We start from the raw sequence: 15710 nt of genomic DNA on the forward strand, positions 1-15710 counted from the left end.
TGCGATCAATCCTTTAGATGCGGCTTCGCCTTGTTGAAGTAGTCCACCCCAGTGATAGCGGTCAGCGCGCCGGCAATCCACAGCAACAAAAGTCCTACCCAGCCGCTCCACACCATCCCGGTGTGTTTCCAACGCAGCCCCTGTAGGTCTTCCACCTCGCCCAGCATCACCTGATCGACCAACGCCTGGTCCATGCCCCAAGCCGACATGCCGAGGTAATGCTCAAACACCCCCTGGCCAAAAAGGAACGCAATCGCAACCATTTGCGTCGCCGTTTTCCATTTCGCCAGCTTGGTCACTTTCAGCGTTCCGGCGGTATCGCCAAGGAACTCCCGCAGGCCCGACACAAACACTTCGCGGAACAGGATCACGGTCGCCGGCAGCACCAGCCAGGGCGACATGGAGCTATAGCCTACGATGACCATCAACGCGATCATCACCATCGCCTTATCGGCAATCGGGTCCATCATCGCGCCCAGCTTGGTTTCCTGCTTCCACAACCGCGCCAGATAGCCGTCAAACCAATCGGTCACGGCCGCGACCAAAAACAGCATCAGCGCAAACCAATCCGCGTAAGGCCTTTCAAAATAAAGAAACATCACAGCAACCATCGGGGCTGCAAACAGGCGCATCACAGAAAGGATGTTGGGAATGGTCCAGGTCATGCCCCTGACTTAGCCTGTCTCCCCTCTCAGGGGAAGCGCGTTTGTGACGCGGTGCCGCCACCATGGCCCAGAGCCCACAAATCTGTGCTACACTGGCATAAGGCAACACAGGCAAAACCCTCGGGCGCAGACCGTCAGAGAGGAGATGCCCTTATGCAACCTGTTGTATTGCTTGTTGGAAAACTGCCCAATGTGATTGGCGCCGTGCCGCGCCAATTGGACCACCTGCCCATTCAATGGCTTGGCGCCCATGACCACGGCGAAGTCATACGCCAGTTGGACACCGAACCGCGCATTTGCTGCGTCATCATGGGCGCCAGCATGGATGACGACACGCGCGGGGACTTGATTGGTCTGATCGCCACCCGCCGCCCCGACCTGTCGATCCACCTCAAGGACCGCTCTTCCGGCCCAGATGGCATGGTTGGGTTTGTCGAGCAGATTGTCGAAAACCTTGTGCTACGCGGCAAGGTGCCTGCCTAGGGCGTCTTGCCAAAATCCTGATCCTCATTTTTGGCAGGACGCCCACGACACTGAGGGGTTCCGCCGCGCCCGACCTTTTTTCTGCTTCAGACCAAATGTCGGACGCTTTAGGCAACACCCACCGCGCGCAGGGTTTAACTTCCATCGTGGAAAAAGTTGTAGATTGTCTCCGCCAGTTTATCAGAGACGCCATCCACGGCCTTCAAATCCGCCAAATTGGCACGGCTTACGGCTTTCGCGCTGCCAAAATGCGCCAATAGCGCCCGTTTCCGCGTCGCGCCCACGCCCGGCACGTCATCCAGCGGCGTTGCGCCCACTGCTTTGGCGCGTTTCGCACGGTGTGTGCCAATCGCAAACCTGTGCGCCTCGTCGCGCAGGCGCTGGATGAAATACAACACCGGATCATTCCGGCGCAGCGCCATCACGCTTTTGCCCACGCGGTGGAATTCTTCCTTGCCGTGGTCTCGGTCCACCCCTTTGGCCACGCCCACCATCGGAATATCCGCCACGCCGTGTTCGACCATGATCTCATGCACGGCGCTGACCTGCCCGGCGCCCCCATCGATCAACAGCAGGTCCGGCCACATGCCTTTGTCCCGATCAGGGTCTTCCTTCTGAAGCCGCGAGAACCGTCGGTGCAGCACCTCTTTCATCATGCCAAAATCATCGCCGGGCGTGATGTCATCGCCTTTGATGTTGAACTTGCGATAGCTGTTTTTCATAAAGCCGTCCGGACCCGCGACAATCATGCCACCCACTGCATTGGTGCCCTGTAAGTGGCTGTTGTCGTAGACCTCAATCCGTTGCGGTGGCCCACTCAGATCAAACGCCTCCGCCACACCGCGTAACAGCTTCGCTTGGGTCGCGGTTTCGCTCATCTTGCGCCCCAGGCTCTCCCGCGCATTGCGCAGCGCCCCGCTGACAAGTTCCGCCTTCTCGCCTCGCTGTGGCACGAGTATCTCAACCTTGCGGCCAAGCTTGTCACTCAAGGCATCCGCCAAAAGCGCGCTGTCTTCGATATCATCGGACAAGATGATCTGCCGCGGGGGATCCTTGCTGTCATAGAACTGGCCAACAAAGGCCTGCATCACCTCTGCCTTGCTCACATCTGGCCCAACCCGCGGATAGTAATCACGGTTGCCCCAGTTCTGGTTCGCCCGAATAAAAAACACCTGAACACATGCCTGCCCGCTGTCCATATGCAACGCAATCACATCAGCTTCTTTCACGCCCTGCGGATTGATGCCTTGGGCGCTCTGGACCTGGGTCAACGCCCGGATACGATCTCGCAAAGCCGCCGCCTTCTCAAACTCCAGATTGTCGGACGCCACCTGCATTTCCGCCGCCAGATCCGCCTGAACTTTGGTGGAACGCCCGCGCAGAAAATCATCCGCCGCCGCAACAAGCTTGGCATAGTCCTCTTTGCTGATTTTGCCACCACACGGCCCAGCACAACGCTTGAGATGATAGTTCAGACAAGGCCGATCTCCAGCTTCCACCTCCTTGTCTGTGCAACTGCGCAGCAGAAAGACCTTCTGCAAAGTGTTCAACGTGCGATTGACCGCGCCGGCACTTGCAAATGGCCCATAGTATTTACCTTTGCGCGTTTTGGCGCCCCGATGCTTTTCGATACGAGGGAAGTCGTGTTCCGACGAAATAAAAATATGCGGGAAACTTTTGTCGTCGCGCAGCAGCACATTGTACTTCGGCTTCAACTGCTTGATCAGGTTCTGCTCCAAAAGCAGCGCCTCGGTTTCCGTCTTGGTGGTCAGAAACATCATTGAGCTGGTTTCGGAGATCATCCGCGCAATCCGGCCTGAATGGCCTGCGGGTCTCGCATAGTTTGACACCCGTGCGCGCAGGTTCCGCGCCTTGCCGACATACAACACCCGCGCCTGCGCATCGAGCATGCGATAAACACCGGGCGATCCGTCCAGTGTTTTAAGGTAGTTTTGTATACATTCGTGTCCCGTCGGGCCGTCAGGACTTTCAACGCTGTCAGAGGTCATGTGTTTTCAAATATGATTCTTTTGGTCGGGCTGCAATCTTGACGCCCTTGACGCAAGAGTAAACAAATCCACGGAAACTGTGGATAAGTCTGAAGATATCTTTTGCCCTCACGCGGATTTCCCTTGTTTTTGGCTGCTTTCGGCGCATTGCCTAAAAATTAGGCATAAAAATAAGCCATTGATTTCAAACGAAAGTTTTTTAAACACATCTCAAATTATTGAAATCATTAAGAAAAAGTAAAATTTATGTAACGGAACTGTGACCGGTGCAAAACTTATCTCTGATATGCGCTTTTCGCCGCAAAACGCCGACGTTGTTATCGCAATCAACCAACTCTGCGGCGAAGCCTGTTTCAGCCCGTTACCAACGCAAATGCTGGCCACCATCCACGCAAATTGCCTGCCCAGTCACAGCTTTGGCATCCAGCAAATAGCCCAAAGCCGCGGTAATATCGTCCACGCCAACGCCCCGACCAAGCACTGTGCCAGCCCGCTCAGCCGCAAAATCCGCAGCGTCCTGATGCGCCCCTTGCAACGTCGGCCCCGGCGCGATGCCATTCACGCGGATATGCGGCGCCAATCCCTGCGCGGCTGTCTGGGTCAGCGCCCAAAGCCCCATCTTCGCCAAAGTGTAAGTCGAAAACTCCGGCGTCAGGTTGCGGATACGCTGATCCAGCATGTTCACCACCAGCCCTGCCGCCACCGGCTCGCCCTGTGCATCTTTCGCCGCCGCGAGGCCCTGCGCCGCCATCAGCTGCGTCAAAACGTAGGGCGCCCGCAGGTTGCTCTCCATATGGCGGTCCCAACCCTCTCTGGTTGAGGACTGCACAGAGTCATCCTCAAATATTGATGCATTGTTGATAAGGCAGGTGATCGGCCCACCCAGAGCCGCAACACTCTCGGTAAACAGCGCCTTGGTTTGCGTCTCATCCAGAAGGTCTGCCTGCACCGCAACACTCGTCTGTCCGCAGGCCTCAATCGCCGCCACCGTCTCCGCAGCCCCTTCAACAGAGGTCGCATAATGCACCGCCACGTCATAACCGCGCTGCGCCAATGCCACAGCCATCGCTTGTCCAAGCCGCTGTCCGGCGCCAGTTACCAATGCCCGCGCCATATCAGTCTCCGCTTAAATTAGGTCAGGGTTATCAAGATGTAAGCTAGATAGAGTACGGTGAGAATGACACCCCAGATGCGTGTGATGTCTCTTTTTAGGAAAACAAATGGGATCAGGATCAGGGACGCGCCCAGCATCACCCAGAAATCAAACTCGAAGAAGTCCGGGTCCACGCGGATCGGGTGAATGATCGAGGTGATACCGATAATGGCCAACAGGTTGAACATGTTAGAGCCAATCACGTTGCCCAGCGCCACATCCGCCTGACGGCGCAGTGCGGCCATCACGGTGGTCGCCAGCTCTGGCAAAGAGGTGCCCAGCGCGATCAGCGTCAAGCCGATCACCGTGTCGCTCACGCCATACCGCCGCGCAATGATCTCGGCGTTGTCCACCATCAAGTCCGCGCCGAGCGGCAGCCCCACAAGACCCAGAATAAGGAAGACAATGATGCGCCACCACGGCATGTCCGGGTCCGCGCCTTCGACCTCTTCCTCGTCCATTTCCATGGCGGCTTCGGCCTTCTTGTGGCACCGCGCCTGATAGAATGCGCTGCCCAGCACCAACGCCAGCGCGCCCAGCAAAACCAAACCATTGCCAAAGCGGAAGAAACCATCCGCAGCCAAGGCGATGAACAGCACCGAAGCGGCAATCATCATCACAAAGTTGCGTCTGGAATTGCAGTGGCTGGTGTGGATCGGCGCCAAAATGGCCGGAATACCCAGCACCAACAGGATGTTGGCAATATTGGAGCCAACAACGTTACCAATCGCAATGCCCGGCGCGTTTTTCAACGCGGCCTGGATAGAGATCAACAGTTCAGGGGCAGAGGTGCCAAAGGCCACAATCGTCAGCGAGACGATCAACGCCGGAATCCCGATCCGCAGCGACAGGTTCACCGCGCCACGTACCAGCGCGTCCCCAGCCAATAGCAGGATCACCAAACCCAGCGATACCAGCAACCATTCCATGCTCTACCCCATGTCCTTGCCGCAGGGGCATGGCCCCTTGCCAATTTTGTACCGCCCGCACTTGGGGCATTTCTTTGATTGCAACTGCTTCTGGCCCGGAAACCGGAGTTTGCCAAACATCGCGAGCACCGCCATGCCGACCAGAAACAGAGAGACAATCTTTACCAGCACGTCAGAGCCCAAACCGCGCGAACTGCGCCCGTTCTTCAATGCCCGCAACCGCATCCTGGGCGAGTGAAGCCCCAAAACGCTGCCACATGGACCGTTTGATGCCATAACGGCGCAGCTTCACTTTGTCCCCAAAGCGCGCCTTCAAAACCGGCACCAAATGTCCAATTTCGTCGATCAGACCAACCTCTTTGGCCTGCGACCCGATCCAGATTTCTCCGGTGAACAGGTCATCATTGTCCGCAAGTTTTTTGCCCCGCCGTGATTGCACATGGGCGATGAAATTCTGGTGAATTTGCTCCAGCATCCGCTTCAGCCGGGCCACATCTTCGGCCTTTTCCGGCTGAAATGGATCGAGCATCGATTTGCTTTTTCCAGCTGTGTAAACCCGCCGTTCAAATCCCTGACGCGACAGGAACACATTCGCGCCGAAGCCCGCTGAAATCACGCCAATGGAGCCAACAACCGAGCTTTCGTCCGCGTAAATCTCATCCGCCGCCGCCGCGAGCCAATAGCCTCCGGATGCGGCCACATCCTCAACAAAGGCAATGACAGGAACCTCTTTTTCCTCGGAAAGCCGCCGGATGCGGCTGCCGATCAGCGCGCTTTGCACCGGGCTGCCACCGGGCGAATTGATTTCAAGCGCCACCGCCGCAGGCTTGCCCTTGGCAAAGGCTTTTTCCAGCAACGGCGCCAATGTGGCATCGTTCAATTGTCCACGACCGCCCGCGGCAATCATGCCTTGCAGACGCACCACCGCCACTGTTGGCGCTTTCTTGGCAAAAGGGTTCAAGCGTTTCATCCCATGGCATGTAGAACGCGCATGGTCGTTTCACAAGGTAAGCCCCTCAGGAAAGCGATGTTTGTGATCAAAAATCCTGATGTGACGCGAGTCACCTCGCGTCACTCTGCAAATCAGGCCCGAATGCGCCAACCGGTTTTGAAGATCCACCAGATGATGCCCATGCACAGGGCAGTGAAGCCGAAGATCGCCAACAGGCTCAGCCCCACAGGCACATCCGCCGTGCCAAAGAAGGACCAACGGAAACCGGAAATCAGATACACCACAGGGTTAAACAGCGTGATCTTCTGCCAGATCGGCGGCAGCATCGAGATCGAATAAAACGAGCCGCCAAGGAACACCAGCGGCGTCACCACCAACAGCGGGATTAACTGCAGCTGCTCAAAGTTGCCCGCCCAGACCCCGATGATAAAACCAAACAGCGAGAAGCTCACACAGGTCAGCACCAAAAACAGGATCATCGCCCAGGGGTGTGTGACCGGCACATCGACAAACATCGACGCGGTGGCCAAAATCACCACACCAATGAACAGCGCTTTGGTCGCCGCCGCCCCCACAAAGCCCAGTACAATCTCAAAGAAACTGACCGGCGCGCTCAAGAGTTCATAGATGGTGCCAATGAACTTCGGGAAATAGATGCCAAAAGACGCGTTTGAGAGCGCCTGCGTCATCACCGACAGCATGATCAGCCCCGGCACAATAAACGCCCCGTAACTCACGCCCTCGACCTGATCGATCCGGCTGCCAATCGCGGCGCCAAACACCACAAAATACAGCGACGTGGAAATCACAGGAGAAATGAAACTCTGCGCAATTGTGCGGAAGAACCGCACCATCTCGGAGTAGTAGATTGCCCATACAGCCGTGAAATTCATGCCGCGCCCTCCTTCACCAGCCCGACAAAGATGTCCTCAAGGCTCGACTGGTCCGTCTGAATGTCTTTGAGCTGCAAGCCAGCCGCACTGATTTCGCCCAACAGGCGGGTGATGCCCGTGCTCTCGCCGCTGGTGTCATAGTGATAGCGCAGCGCATTGCCGCCCTCGGCAATCTCCAGATTATAGCTCGCGAGGCTCTCCGGTACGCTCTCCACCGGCGCTTGCAGGTCCACTTGCAGGGTCTTCTGCCCCAAACGCTGCATCAGCGCCGCCTTCTCTTCCACCAGCAGCAGCTCACCACCGTTGATCACGCCCACACGATCGGCAATCGCCTCGGCCTCTTCGATGTAGTGCGTGGTCAGAATGATGGTCACGCCCTGCTCTTTGAGCTTGGCAACCACATCCCACATGTCCTTGCGCAACTCCACGTCCACACCTGCCGTCGGCTCATCCAGAAACAGCACCCGCGGTTCATGGCTCAGCGCCTTGGCAATCAGCACCCGCCGCTTCATACCGCCGGACAGCATCATGATCCGCGCGTCTTTCTTGTCCCATAGCGACAGCTGCTTGAGGATCTCTTCGATCTTGGCAGGGTTGGCCTTTTTACCAAACAAACCGCGCGAATAGGTGACCACATCGATCACCTTGTTGAACGGCTCCAAGTTGATCTCCTGCGGCACCAGACCAATCATCGACCGCGCCGCGCGGTAGTCCTTGACCACGTCGTGCCCACCCACGGACACCGAGCCCGCACTCGGATTGGTGATCCCGCAAATGGTGGAAATCAATGTGGTTTTGCCCGCGCCATTCGGCCCCAGAAGCGCGAGAATTTCGCCCTCCTTGATGCCCAGAGTCACGCCTTTGAGCGCCTCAAACCCACCTTTGTAGGTTTTGCGCAAGTCTTTTATGTCTACAATCACCGCCGGCTCCCTCTTCCGGTCTGCACCTTTGTAAGCGCGCCACCCTATCAGGTGGCTGGTCCGCGCCAAGTGCACAAATTTTCAGAGGGATATGTGCACCACCGCACGGCTCTACAAGCCCGGTGAAGCAATCTGTTTTACATGCAAAGGATTTCTTGCGTGGCTTAGCCGCCAGTCATCCGCTTCAGCAGACCCTTTTTCGGGGCCTCTTCCGCCACCTCTTCGCCCTCATCCGCTGGCCCTTCCAGCGAGGTCTGCAAATTGGTGAAAAACTGATCCGCCATCTTTTTGGCAAAGCCGTCAATCAACCGGCTGCCCAGCTGTGCCAGCTTACCACCCACCTTGGCGTCCACTTCATAGCTCAGCAGCGTACCCGTTTCACTCGGAGCCAGCGTCACATCCGCGCCACCTTTGGCAAACCCGGCCGCGCCACCTTTGCCTTCACCGGTCAGTGTCAGGCTTTCACCCTCCACCAGATTGGACAGCTCGACTTTGCCTTTGAAGGTCGCCTTCACCGGCCCAACCTTCTGCACCACAGTGGCCTCAAAACCCTCCTCGGCGTTGCCGGTCACGTCTTTTGCACCTGGCACACAATGGAGCAGGCTGTCCGCGCTGAGCAAAGCCGCCCAGACGTCCGCCACCGGGGCCGCGATTTCGCGTTGATCACTCATATGCATTTTGGCTCTCCTCCTGTGGCTCGTTGTCGCCAACCTAGGCAGATGCACAAACCGCTGCAAGCACACCAAGGTCGTAGCAGATCGCAAGCGCGACACCCTTTCTCAAAAATGGGACACAATCATGTGTATACTGGGGTTGATCCCACGCAGTAGAACACCATATCACGACCAGATAAGTTAATCGCATTAACATAAGAGTTTCCGATGCCCTCCGACATCCAAAGAAAGCTGACAACCATTCTTGCAGCAGACGCCGCCGGCTACAGCCGTGTGATGGAGTTGAACGAGGAAGAAGGCCTGCGCACCCTCAAAGCCGCGCGTGCCGTGTTCAAGAAATTCATTGCCCGCCATCATGGTCGCGTGGCCAACACCGCAGGGGACGGCTTGATTGCCGAATTTCCCTCTGTGGTCGAAGCGGTGCAATGCGCCATCGAGGTCCAACGCGAATTGGGCGATCAGCGGCAAGACCCTGAAATGGCACTTAATTTCCGCATTGGCATACACCTTGGCGATGTCATGGTGGATGGCAAGGACCTACTTGGAGAAGGCGTCAACCTCGCCGCGCGCCTGCAAAGCATGGCGGAACCGGGGGGCATTTTGATCTCTCAGCAGGTGTACGACCAAGTGCGCGGCAAACTCACCGTTGGCTTTGACTACATCGGTGAACGCCACCCAAAAAATTTCTCCGAAGGTGTGCAGGTCTACTGCGTCGCCAACATGGCCAACGCCTATCCCAAAATGCACATCCCGGAGCCAGAGCGCGCAACTCCCAATGTTGCGCCGCAAAGCGCCGCGCCCTTCGCAGCCAAAGCAAGCTCTTGGCCTGATGATGAGTTTGATGAGGTCCTCAACAAGGAGCGCCCCCAATCTGCCTCCTCCGACGCAGGGGACGACGACGCCGAAGTCGCGCTACGGACGCGCGGCAAACAATTTGCCCTGATCTTTGGCGCGTTGTGTGTGATCGACATGATCTCCGGGCGCGGACTCTGGGCCCATTGGCCCGGCCTCGCCCTGCTCACAGCGTGGCTTTTTCAAGCGGCACCCCTTTGGGCCAACACCCGGTTTAGTCCAGCCATGCTCCGTGGCGCAGCGGTTGTCACAGCACTGGTGCTCATCAATCTGTTTTCGTGGGATGGATACTTCTGGGCCATCTGGCCAGCAGGTGCTCTGGGGTTTGCCGCCCTGATGCGCCGGACCCGCAAACGCACCTAAACCAACCAAACAACACAGGCGATGCTCCTTCTCCGTCGTTTCGGAGGGCCACCCTTCGCGTGCCGCCCAGCAAATTCCGCAAAGCGGAATTAACTTCCGCATATTGACAGATCGCTCCGAATCCCGTCTCCTAGTCACAAGTGAAACTAAATTTCGCATTGCAGAATATTGTGAGAAACAAGGGTTGGGAGCCGGTCACATGATTTCTAGAATTCTCAAACTCGAAGACGGTGTGGGCTGCGAATTTGGCCTCTCCAAATGGGTCAAAATCGATCAAGCCATGATCGACGCCTTCGCCAAAGCCACCGGCGAAGCGCAAACCATCCACACCGATCCGGACGCCGCCAAGGACACACCCTATGGCAGCACCGTGGCCCCCGGCTTCCTGACGCTCTCCCTCCTCAGCCAGATGATCGCCGACGCCGTGCCCCGTACCGAAGCCGAGAGCACCGGCATCAACTACGGCTTTGACCGCGTGCGCTTTGTCGCCCCCGTCAAAGCAGGCGCCGAAATTCGCGGCCGTTTCACATTGGCAAAATACTCCGAGCCGCAGCCCGGTGTGATCGAGATGCAGTGGAATGTGACTGTCGAAATCAAAGGCGAGGACAAACCGGCGCTGGTGGCGCAATGGAAAAACCTGCGCTTTGAGCAAGGCGTCGAGACCTACGCGCAAGCCAGCTAGGGCTCAAAACGTACCTCCGCAAAACAGCCGCGATACAGACGCAATACCGACGTGAAAAATCAGGACATTTCCCCATGCGCGACGCCCTCATTGTCTCCACCGCCCGCACGCCAATTGGCAAGGCTTACCGCGGTGCGTTCAACAACACCCAGGCGCAGGAACTCATCGGCCACGCGGTGTCTCACGCGGTCTCCCGCGCTGGATTGGAAGGTCATGAAGTCGAAGACTGCATCATCGGCGCCGCGCTTCAGCAAGGCGCCACCGGCGGCAACATCGCCCGCCAAGCCGTGATCCGCGCGGGCCTGCCTGTCACCGTTGCGGGCATGTCGCTCGACCGCCAATGCGCCTCCGGCATGATGGCCATTGCCACGGCAGCAAAGCAGGTTGTGCACGACGGCATGGACGTCGCCATCGGCGGCGGCGTGGAGTCCATCTCTCTGGTGCAAAACGACAAAATGCGCATGGACCGCCGCGTCGACCCGTGGATCAAGGAACACAAACCGGCGCTCTACATGTCCATGCTGGAAACCGCCGAGATCGTCGCCGCCCGCTACGGAGTGACCCGTGAAGATCAAGACGCCTACGCGCTGCAATCCCAACAACGCACCGCCGCCGCGCAGGCCGCGGGCAAGTTTGACGATGAGATTGTGCCACTGACCTCAACAATGGGCGTGATGGACAAAGAGACCAAAGAGATCTCTTTCCAAGAGGTTACGCTTGAGAAAGACGAAGGCAACCGCCCCTCCACAACCATGGAAAACCTGCAAGGCCTGAACCCCGTCTTCAAAGACGGCCAGCAGGTCAAAGAAGGCCAATTCATCACCGCCGGCAACGCCAGCCAACTGTCAGACGGCGCCTCCGCCTCGGTGATCATGGAGGCCAAAATGGCCGAAAAACAAGGCCTTGAGCCGCTGGGACGTTACGTTGGCGTCATGGCAGCCGGGCTGGAGCCGGACGAAATGGGCATTGGCCCGATCTATGCCGTACCAAAATTGCTCAAGGCGCACGGCCTGACAATGGACGACATCGGTCTCTGGGAACTCAACGAAGCCTTCGCCTGTCAGGTGCTGCACTCCGCCTGCGTGTTGGGCATCCCAAACCAAATCTTAAACGTGAACGGCGGCGCCATTTCCATCGGGCATCCCTATGGCATGTCCGGCGCACGGATGGTTGGCCACGCCCTGATCGAGGGCAAACGCCGGGGCGCAAAATATGTTGTTTGCACAATGTGCGTTGGCGGCGGCATGGGCGCCGCGGGTCTGTTTGAAGTTCTGTAACAACTTAACTTCAAAAGAAAAAGCGCGGCGCCGCAGCCGGCACCGCGCTCGACAGTCGGAAAAGACTGTCTCAGCCGCCAACTGTACGTGACACAATCTCTGCCACAGTCCCGTCATCCATCATGGATTGTAACGCAGCATTGAAGTCCGCAATGAATTTTTGGGATTCTTCATCCTGCCAATCCGCGCGAAACCCAATATGGGCGGTCTCTGCAGAGGCATCCAAAACGCGCACCACGCCTTTAAGACCTTTGCCGTTGATCACCATTTCTGCCGCCAACTGCTCCTGCACATAACAATCAATGCGCCCTTTCTCGAGCTTCTTCAGATTTTGCTCAGTGGTTTGGGCCTCTTGTAACGTGATCGTCCCCGCCTCCACCATGTCAAAAAAAGCTTTGCCAGGCGTGCCAAACCCTGCGTTGTTGCCAAAGGTCAAACCTGCAAAATCTGCTGGATAAGCCCAATCCGATTGGGCTACGCCTTCTCGACAATAGACCGACACTTTCTCGGTCACCGGCGAGGTCGAATACGTTCCTATCCATGGACGGGACTCTGGACGGTAGTAGGTTCCAATCAAACCGTGTGCTTGCCCAGTCTCAACCAACTTAACAGCGCGCGACCAAGGCACGGCTTCCAACACCACGTCTTACTCTCCTTCGACGCGAGACAAGGCTTCATCGATAAAATCAGCCCAAATTCCAGTCGGTTGGCCGTTTTCCAATCCCATGTAGGGCGCATACGCCTCATCCTGAACCAGCTTGATTGGGGCAGCCGTAACTACGGTCGCTGCCGTCGCGCAGGCCAGAGCCGCTGCATAGACTACACGTTTCAACATTTTATTTGTCCTCCAGATGTGAAAGCGTTTCGAAGCTGGACAAAACGCTCGTCTGGGAGGATTAAATTGATGTTTATTTCTGATTTTGGCTTCATACAGAATGTCGATTTGGACTCACTGACCTCACCGGCAAACCTGGTTTGGTCCAAGCAACTTCCACTTGACTTGCCCCTCACAGGCAATCACAGCCCGGTGAAGCCTGCTCCCTAAATCTCGACTTACCCGTATATTGCCTCCAACACAGGAGGAACAACCATGCTCACACGCCGCGCCGCCCTTGGCCTTTTTGCCGCCGCTCCACTTGCCTACGCGCTCACCCCGCAACGTGCCTTGGCCCGCGAACCGGAGGTGTTCCAAAACCCCATCGCGATCAATGGATACGACCCGGTGGCCTATTTCACCGAGCAAAAACCGGTCGAAGGCTCCCCCGCCAACCTGGTAGACTGGAACGGCGCGACCTGGCGCTTTGCCACTGCGCAAAACGCGGCGAAATTTCAAGCCAATCCAGAGACTTATGCGCCGCGTTTTGGCGGATACTGCGCCTATGCCGCGTCCAAAGGCTACCTCGCACCAACCATCCCTAAAGCCTGGACCATCCACGAGGACGTACTCTACCTCAACGCCAACCTGCGTGCACAGGAACTCTGGCGTCAGAACATTCCCGGCAACATCACCAAAGGCCTTGCCAACTGGCCGGGCATCTTAGGTTAATAGCAAAAGGCGCGCCACCACGGGCGCGCCTTTTGAATAGGGCAACAACTTAAGCCGCGTAACCTTTCATCACTTGGCTTAAGTGATAATCCGTATCGCCCAGCTGCGCGTCGAGCATAATCAACCGCTTGGCATAATGACTCACCGCATATTCCCAAGTCATAGCGATCCCGCCGTGCATCTGAATACTCTCTTCCGCCACCAACCGCGCCGCACGGCCGATCATGTTTTTGGCCATCGACGCATATTTGGACGCATCATCGCCGCCTAGCTCGGCCGCCGCTTTGATCGTGATCGACCGTGCCTGCTCGATCTCGGTCAGCATGTCCACCGCACGGTGCTGCAACACCTGAAACTTGCCAATAGGGATGCCAAACTGCTTGCGCTGTTTGAAGTAGTCTACGGTGGTGGCATGGGTCACTTCCATCGCGCCCACAGCCTCCGCGCAGAGCGCAACAATCCCTGCGTTTACAGCATCTTGCAAAGCTGCCTCTGCATCCGACAAAACCAACGTCGCGGGCGTGTCATCCAGCAGCACCTCTGCCGCGCCGCCGCCGTCCATCATGCCGTAGCCGGTCACATTGGCGTCGCTTGCATTCACGGCAAACACACCCAACCCGTCGCCATGTTTCGCCGCAACCAGCACCACATCCGCCACCTGCCCGCCGTACACGGTGGACTTACGCCCCGACAGAGTGAACCCGTCCCCTTTGGCCGTGGCCACCGTGGCGATCTGGTCCAGCTCATACGGCGCATCGATCTCGGTGATGCCCACCGCGTATCTCGTGACCCCGGTCAGCAACGCCTCCTGATCCGCACCCGCCGCCGCCAGCAACCGCGACGCCATCAGCGCGCCTAGTACAGGTTCAGGACACAACGCCTTGCCAAGCGCTTCAAACACCACGGAAATGTCAAATCCGCTGCCGCCCATGCCGCCAGCATCCTCAGGCGCCAGCGCATAAAGCGCGCCCAGTTCCACCAACTGATCCCACAGCGCAGGATCATGATACGGCGCCTCATAGGCCACCTTGATCCGGTGCTCGACAGGGTATTGCTCACTCAGAAACCGCCCCAACGTGTCCGCCAACATCTGGCGTTCTTCGGTCAGATTAAAGTCCATCTCAAAGCTCCAGCATGGTTTTGGTCACGATATTGCGTTGGATCTCGTTGGACCCACCGAAGATCGAGGTTTTGCGGTTGTTGAAATACCGCGCCGCGTTGTGCTCAGTATCCGCCGGGCCAAACATCAGGTTGCCCTCGGTGACATGGCCGGGGAACGGTGCCGCCGCTGGGCCCAAGGCCCGCCGCGCGAGATCCTTAAGTTCCTGATTGATCACCGTGCCTTTGATTTTCAAAAGCGATGTCTCTGGCCCCGGCGCGCCCTGCTCCTGCGCTTTGAACAGCATGCGCAGATTGGTGATCTTCATCGCCTCAAGATCAATCTCCGCCTGCGCAATCCGCGCGGCAAAGAGCGGGTCTTCGATCAAAGGCTTGCCCCCGCGCATTGTGCTACGTGCAATCACCTTCACTTCTTCCAAAGCCTGCATCGAGAAGCCCACCCCGGCAATCCCCGTGCGCTCATGGGTCAGCAGAAACTTGGCAATCGTCCAGCCTTTGTTCTCTTCCCCCACAAGGTTGCCAATCGGCACCCGCACATCGGTGAAGAACACCTCGTTCACCTCATGCCCACCTTCGATCAGCTTGATCGGGCGCACCTCAATGCCCGGCGTCGCCATATCGACAAGGATAAAGCTGATGCCTTCCTGCTTCTTGGCGTCTGGATCCGTGCGACACAGGCAGAAAATCCAATCAGCATGCTGTCCCAAGGTGGTCCAGGTCTTCTGACCGTTGATGACCCATTCGTCGCCGTCCCGCTCAGCCTTGGTTTTGAGCGACGCCAAATCCGACCCTGCGCCGGGTTCGGAATAGCCCTGACACCACCAATCGGTGCCGTCCAGAATACGCGGCAGGTAATGCGCCTGCTGGTCTTTGGAGCCAAATTTGATCAGCACCGGCCCCAGCATATTCAACCCAAAGGGCACAATCCGCGGCGCATAAGCCCGACAGCATTCTTCCTCAAAGATATGCTTCTGCACCGGGCTCCATCCTGGACCACCGAACTCTTTGGGCCAGATTGTCGCCAGCCAACCGCGCGTGTTCAGAATGGCGTGCCATTCTTCCATCATCGCCTTGGTTAGCTCGCCCCCGGAGCGCACCGCGCTGGCAATCTCTTCCGGCAGGTGCTCGGCAAGAAAGGCGCGCACCTCATCGCGAAACGCCAGATCCTCCTTGGAATAACTCAGGTCCATGCT

At 57.5% G+C, this 15710-nt stretch carries 17 protein-coding genes; 5 read left to right on the forward strand and 12 right to left on the reverse strand.

Annotation, left to right across the window (positions count from 1 at the left end; all coding sequences use genetic code 11):
• Positions 1-5: 5 nt before the first annotated feature.
• Positions 6-665 carry a CDP-diacylglycerol--glycerol-3-phosphate 3-phosphatidyltransferase gene (gene pgsA / locus MK208_RS14250; protein ID WP_294117692.1) on the reverse strand — a complete coding sequence of 220 codons (660 nt, stop codon included), beginning with the start codon at positions 663-665 and terminating at the stop codon, positions 6-8.
• A gap of 153 nt (positions 666-818) precedes the next feature.
• On the opposite strand from pgsA, the gene MK208_RS14255 reads away from it, so the two are divergent.
• A complete protein-coding gene (locus MK208_RS14255) occupies positions 819-1148 on the forward strand; it encodes a hypothetical protein (protein WP_294117695.1) in 330 nt (109 codons plus the stop codon).
• Positions 1149-1282: 134 nt separating this feature from the next.
• On the opposite strand, the gene uvrC is transcribed toward MK208_RS14255, so the two are convergent.
• The 7 genes from uvrC to MK208_RS14290 form a co-directional block, all read right to left on the reverse strand.
• Complete coding sequence (gene uvrC / locus MK208_RS14260) at positions 1283-3157, reverse strand: excinuclease ABC subunit UvrC (protein WP_294117697.1); 1875 nt, start codon at positions 3155-3157, stop codon at positions 1283-1285.
• A 361-nt stretch (positions 3158-3518) separates the two neighbouring features.
• Entirely contained in the window at positions 3519-4271 is a 753-nt protein-coding gene (locus MK208_RS14265; RefSeq protein WP_294117699.1) for an SDR family oxidoreductase, read from the reverse strand.
• Between the two features lie 17 nt (positions 4272-4288).
• A complete protein-coding gene (locus MK208_RS14270) occupies positions 4289-5239 on the reverse strand; it encodes a calcium/sodium antiporter (RefSeq protein ID WP_294117701.1) in 951 nt (316 codons plus the stop codon).
• Between the two features lie 172 nt (positions 5240-5411).
• Positions 5412-6209 (reverse strand): S49 family peptidase, encoded by a 798-nt coding sequence (locus tag MK208_RS14275; RefSeq protein WP_294117704.1) that lies wholly within the window; start codon positions 6207-6209, stop codon positions 5412-5414.
• A gap of 113 nt (positions 6210-6322) precedes the next feature.
• Positions 6323-7084: an ABC transporter permease gene (locus MK208_RS14280; RefSeq protein ID WP_294117706.1), complete on the reverse strand. Its 762-nt coding sequence runs from the start codon at positions 7082-7084 to the stop codon at positions 6323-6325.
• Entirely contained in the window at positions 7081-8004 is a 924-nt protein-coding gene (locus MK208_RS14285; RefSeq protein ID WP_294117707.1) for an ABC transporter ATP-binding protein, read from the reverse strand. The genes MK208_RS14280 and MK208_RS14285 overlap by 4 nt, the downstream gene beginning before the upstream one ends.
• A gap of 164 nt (positions 8005-8168) precedes the next feature.
• A complete protein-coding gene (locus MK208_RS14290) occupies positions 8169-8681 on the reverse strand; it encodes a carbon monoxide dehydrogenase subunit G (RefSeq protein ID WP_294117709.1) in 513 nt (170 codons plus the stop codon).
• Between the two features lie 204 nt (positions 8682-8885).
• On the opposite strand from MK208_RS14290, the gene MK208_RS14295 reads away from it, so the two are divergent.
• From MK208_RS14295 to MK208_RS14305, 3 genes are all read left to right on the forward strand, one after another.
• A complete protein-coding gene (locus tag MK208_RS14295; RefSeq protein ID WP_294117712.1) occupies positions 8886-9893 on the forward strand; it encodes an adenylate/guanylate cyclase domain-containing protein in 1008 nt (335 codons plus the stop codon).
• Positions 9894-10092: 199 nt separating this feature from the next.
• Positions 10093-10575, forward strand: coding sequence for a MaoC family dehydratase (locus MK208_RS14300; RefSeq protein WP_294117714.1), 483 nt, complete (start codon positions 10093-10095; stop codon positions 10573-10575).
• 74 nt (positions 10576-10649) lie between these two features.
• On the forward strand, positions 10650-11852 hold the full coding sequence (locus MK208_RS14305) for an acetyl-CoA C-acyltransferase (protein ID WP_294117716.1): 1203 nt from the start codon (positions 10650-10652) through the stop codon (positions 11850-11852).
• Positions 11853-11922: 70 nt separating this feature from the next.
• On the opposite strand, the gene MK208_RS14310 is transcribed toward MK208_RS14305, so the two are convergent.
• Both MK208_RS14310 and MK208_RS14315 read right to left on the reverse strand, forming a co-directional pair.
• Complete coding sequence (locus MK208_RS14310; protein ID WP_294117718.1) at positions 11923-12495, reverse strand: transporter substrate-binding domain-containing protein; 573 nt, start codon at positions 12493-12495, stop codon at positions 11923-11925.
• Positions 12496-12498: 3 nt separating this feature from the next.
• Entirely contained in the window at positions 12499-12687 is a 189-nt protein-coding gene (locus MK208_RS14315; RefSeq protein ID WP_294117719.1) for a hypothetical protein, read from the reverse strand.
• Positions 12688-12942: 255 nt separating this feature from the next.
• Between MK208_RS14315 and MK208_RS14320 the strand changes: the two genes are divergently transcribed.
• On the forward strand, positions 12943-13398 hold the full coding sequence (locus tag MK208_RS14320) for a YHS domain-containing (seleno)protein (RefSeq protein WP_294117721.1): 456 nt from the start codon (positions 12943-12945) through the stop codon (positions 13396-13398).
• A gap of 49 nt (positions 13399-13447) precedes the next feature.
• On the opposite strand, the gene MK208_RS14325 is transcribed toward MK208_RS14320, so the two are convergent.
• Positions 13448-14518, reverse strand: a complete 1071-nt coding sequence (locus tag MK208_RS14325) for an acyl-CoA dehydrogenase family protein (protein ID WP_294117724.1) — start codon at positions 14516-14518, stop codon at positions 13448-13450.
• A 1-nt stretch (position 14519) separates the two neighbouring features.
• Positions 14520-15707: an acyl-CoA dehydrogenase family protein gene (locus tag MK208_RS14330; protein ID WP_294117727.1), complete on the reverse strand. Its 1188-nt coding sequence runs from the start codon at positions 15705-15707 to the stop codon at positions 14520-14522.
• Positions 15708-15710: the final 3 nt, after the last annotated feature.

Source organism: Shimia sp. (genome assembly GCF_022448905.1).
GTDB lineage: Bacteria > Pseudomonadota > Alphaproteobacteria > Rhodobacterales > Rhodobacteraceae > Shimia.

Bases quoted from the DNA above. Each gene is read 5' to 3' on its own strand.
- MK208_RS14290 (WP_294117709.1), bottom strand. From the start codon at position 8,681: ATGCATATGAGTGATCAACGCGAAATCGCGGCCCCGGTGGCGGACGTC.
- MK208_RS14270 (WP_294117701.1), bottom strand. From the start codon at position 5,239: ATGGAATGGTTGCTGGTATCGCTGGGTTTGGTGATCCTGCTATTGGCT.
- uvrC (WP_294117697.1), bottom strand. From the start codon at position 3,157: ATGACCTCTGACAGCGTTGAAAGTCCTGACGGCCCGACGGGACACGAA.
- MK208_RS14295 (WP_294117712.1), top strand. From the start codon at position 8,886: ATGCCCTCCGACATCCAAAGAAAGCTGACAACCATTCTTGCAGCAGAC.
- MK208_RS14325 (WP_294117724.1), bottom strand. From the start codon at position 14,518: ATGGACTTTAATCTGACCGAAGAACGCCAGATGTTGGCGGACACGTTG.
- MK208_RS14320 (WP_294117721.1), top strand. From the start codon at position 12,943: ATGCTCACACGCCGCGCCGCCCTTGGCCTTTTTGCCGCCGCTCCACTT.
- MK208_RS14275 (WP_294117704.1), bottom strand. From the start codon at position 6,209: ATGAAACGCTTGAACCCTTTTGCCAAGAAAGCGCCAACAGTGGCGGTG.
- pgsA (WP_294117692.1), bottom strand. From the start codon at position 665: ATGACCTGGACCATTCCCAACATCCTTTCTGTGATGCGCCTGTTTGCA.
- MK208_RS14280 (WP_294117706.1), bottom strand. From the start codon at position 7,084: ATGAATTTCACGGCTGTATGGGCAATCTACTACTCCGAGATGGTGCGG.
- MK208_RS14315 (WP_294117719.1), bottom strand. From the start codon at position 12,687: ATGTTGAAACGTGTAGTCTATGCAGCGGCTCTGGCCTGCGCGACGGCA.
- MK208_RS14255 (WP_294117695.1), top strand. From the start codon at position 819: ATGCAACCTGTTGTATTGCTTGTTGGAAAACTGCCCAATGTGATTGGC.
- MK208_RS14300 (WP_294117714.1), top strand. From the start codon at position 10,093: ATGATTTCTAGAATTCTCAAACTCGAAGACGGTGTGGGCTGCGAATTT.
- MK208_RS14265 (WP_294117699.1), bottom strand. From the start codon at position 4,271: ATGGCGCGGGCATTGGTAACTGGCGCCGGACAGCGGCTTGGACAAGCG.
- MK208_RS14330 (WP_294117727.1), bottom strand. From the start codon at position 15,707: ATGGACCTGAGTTATTCCAAGGAGGATCTGGCGTTTCGCGATGAGGTG.
- MK208_RS14305 (WP_294117716.1), top strand. From the start codon at position 10,650: ATGCGCGACGCCCTCATTGTCTCCACCGCCCGCACGCCAATTGGCAAG.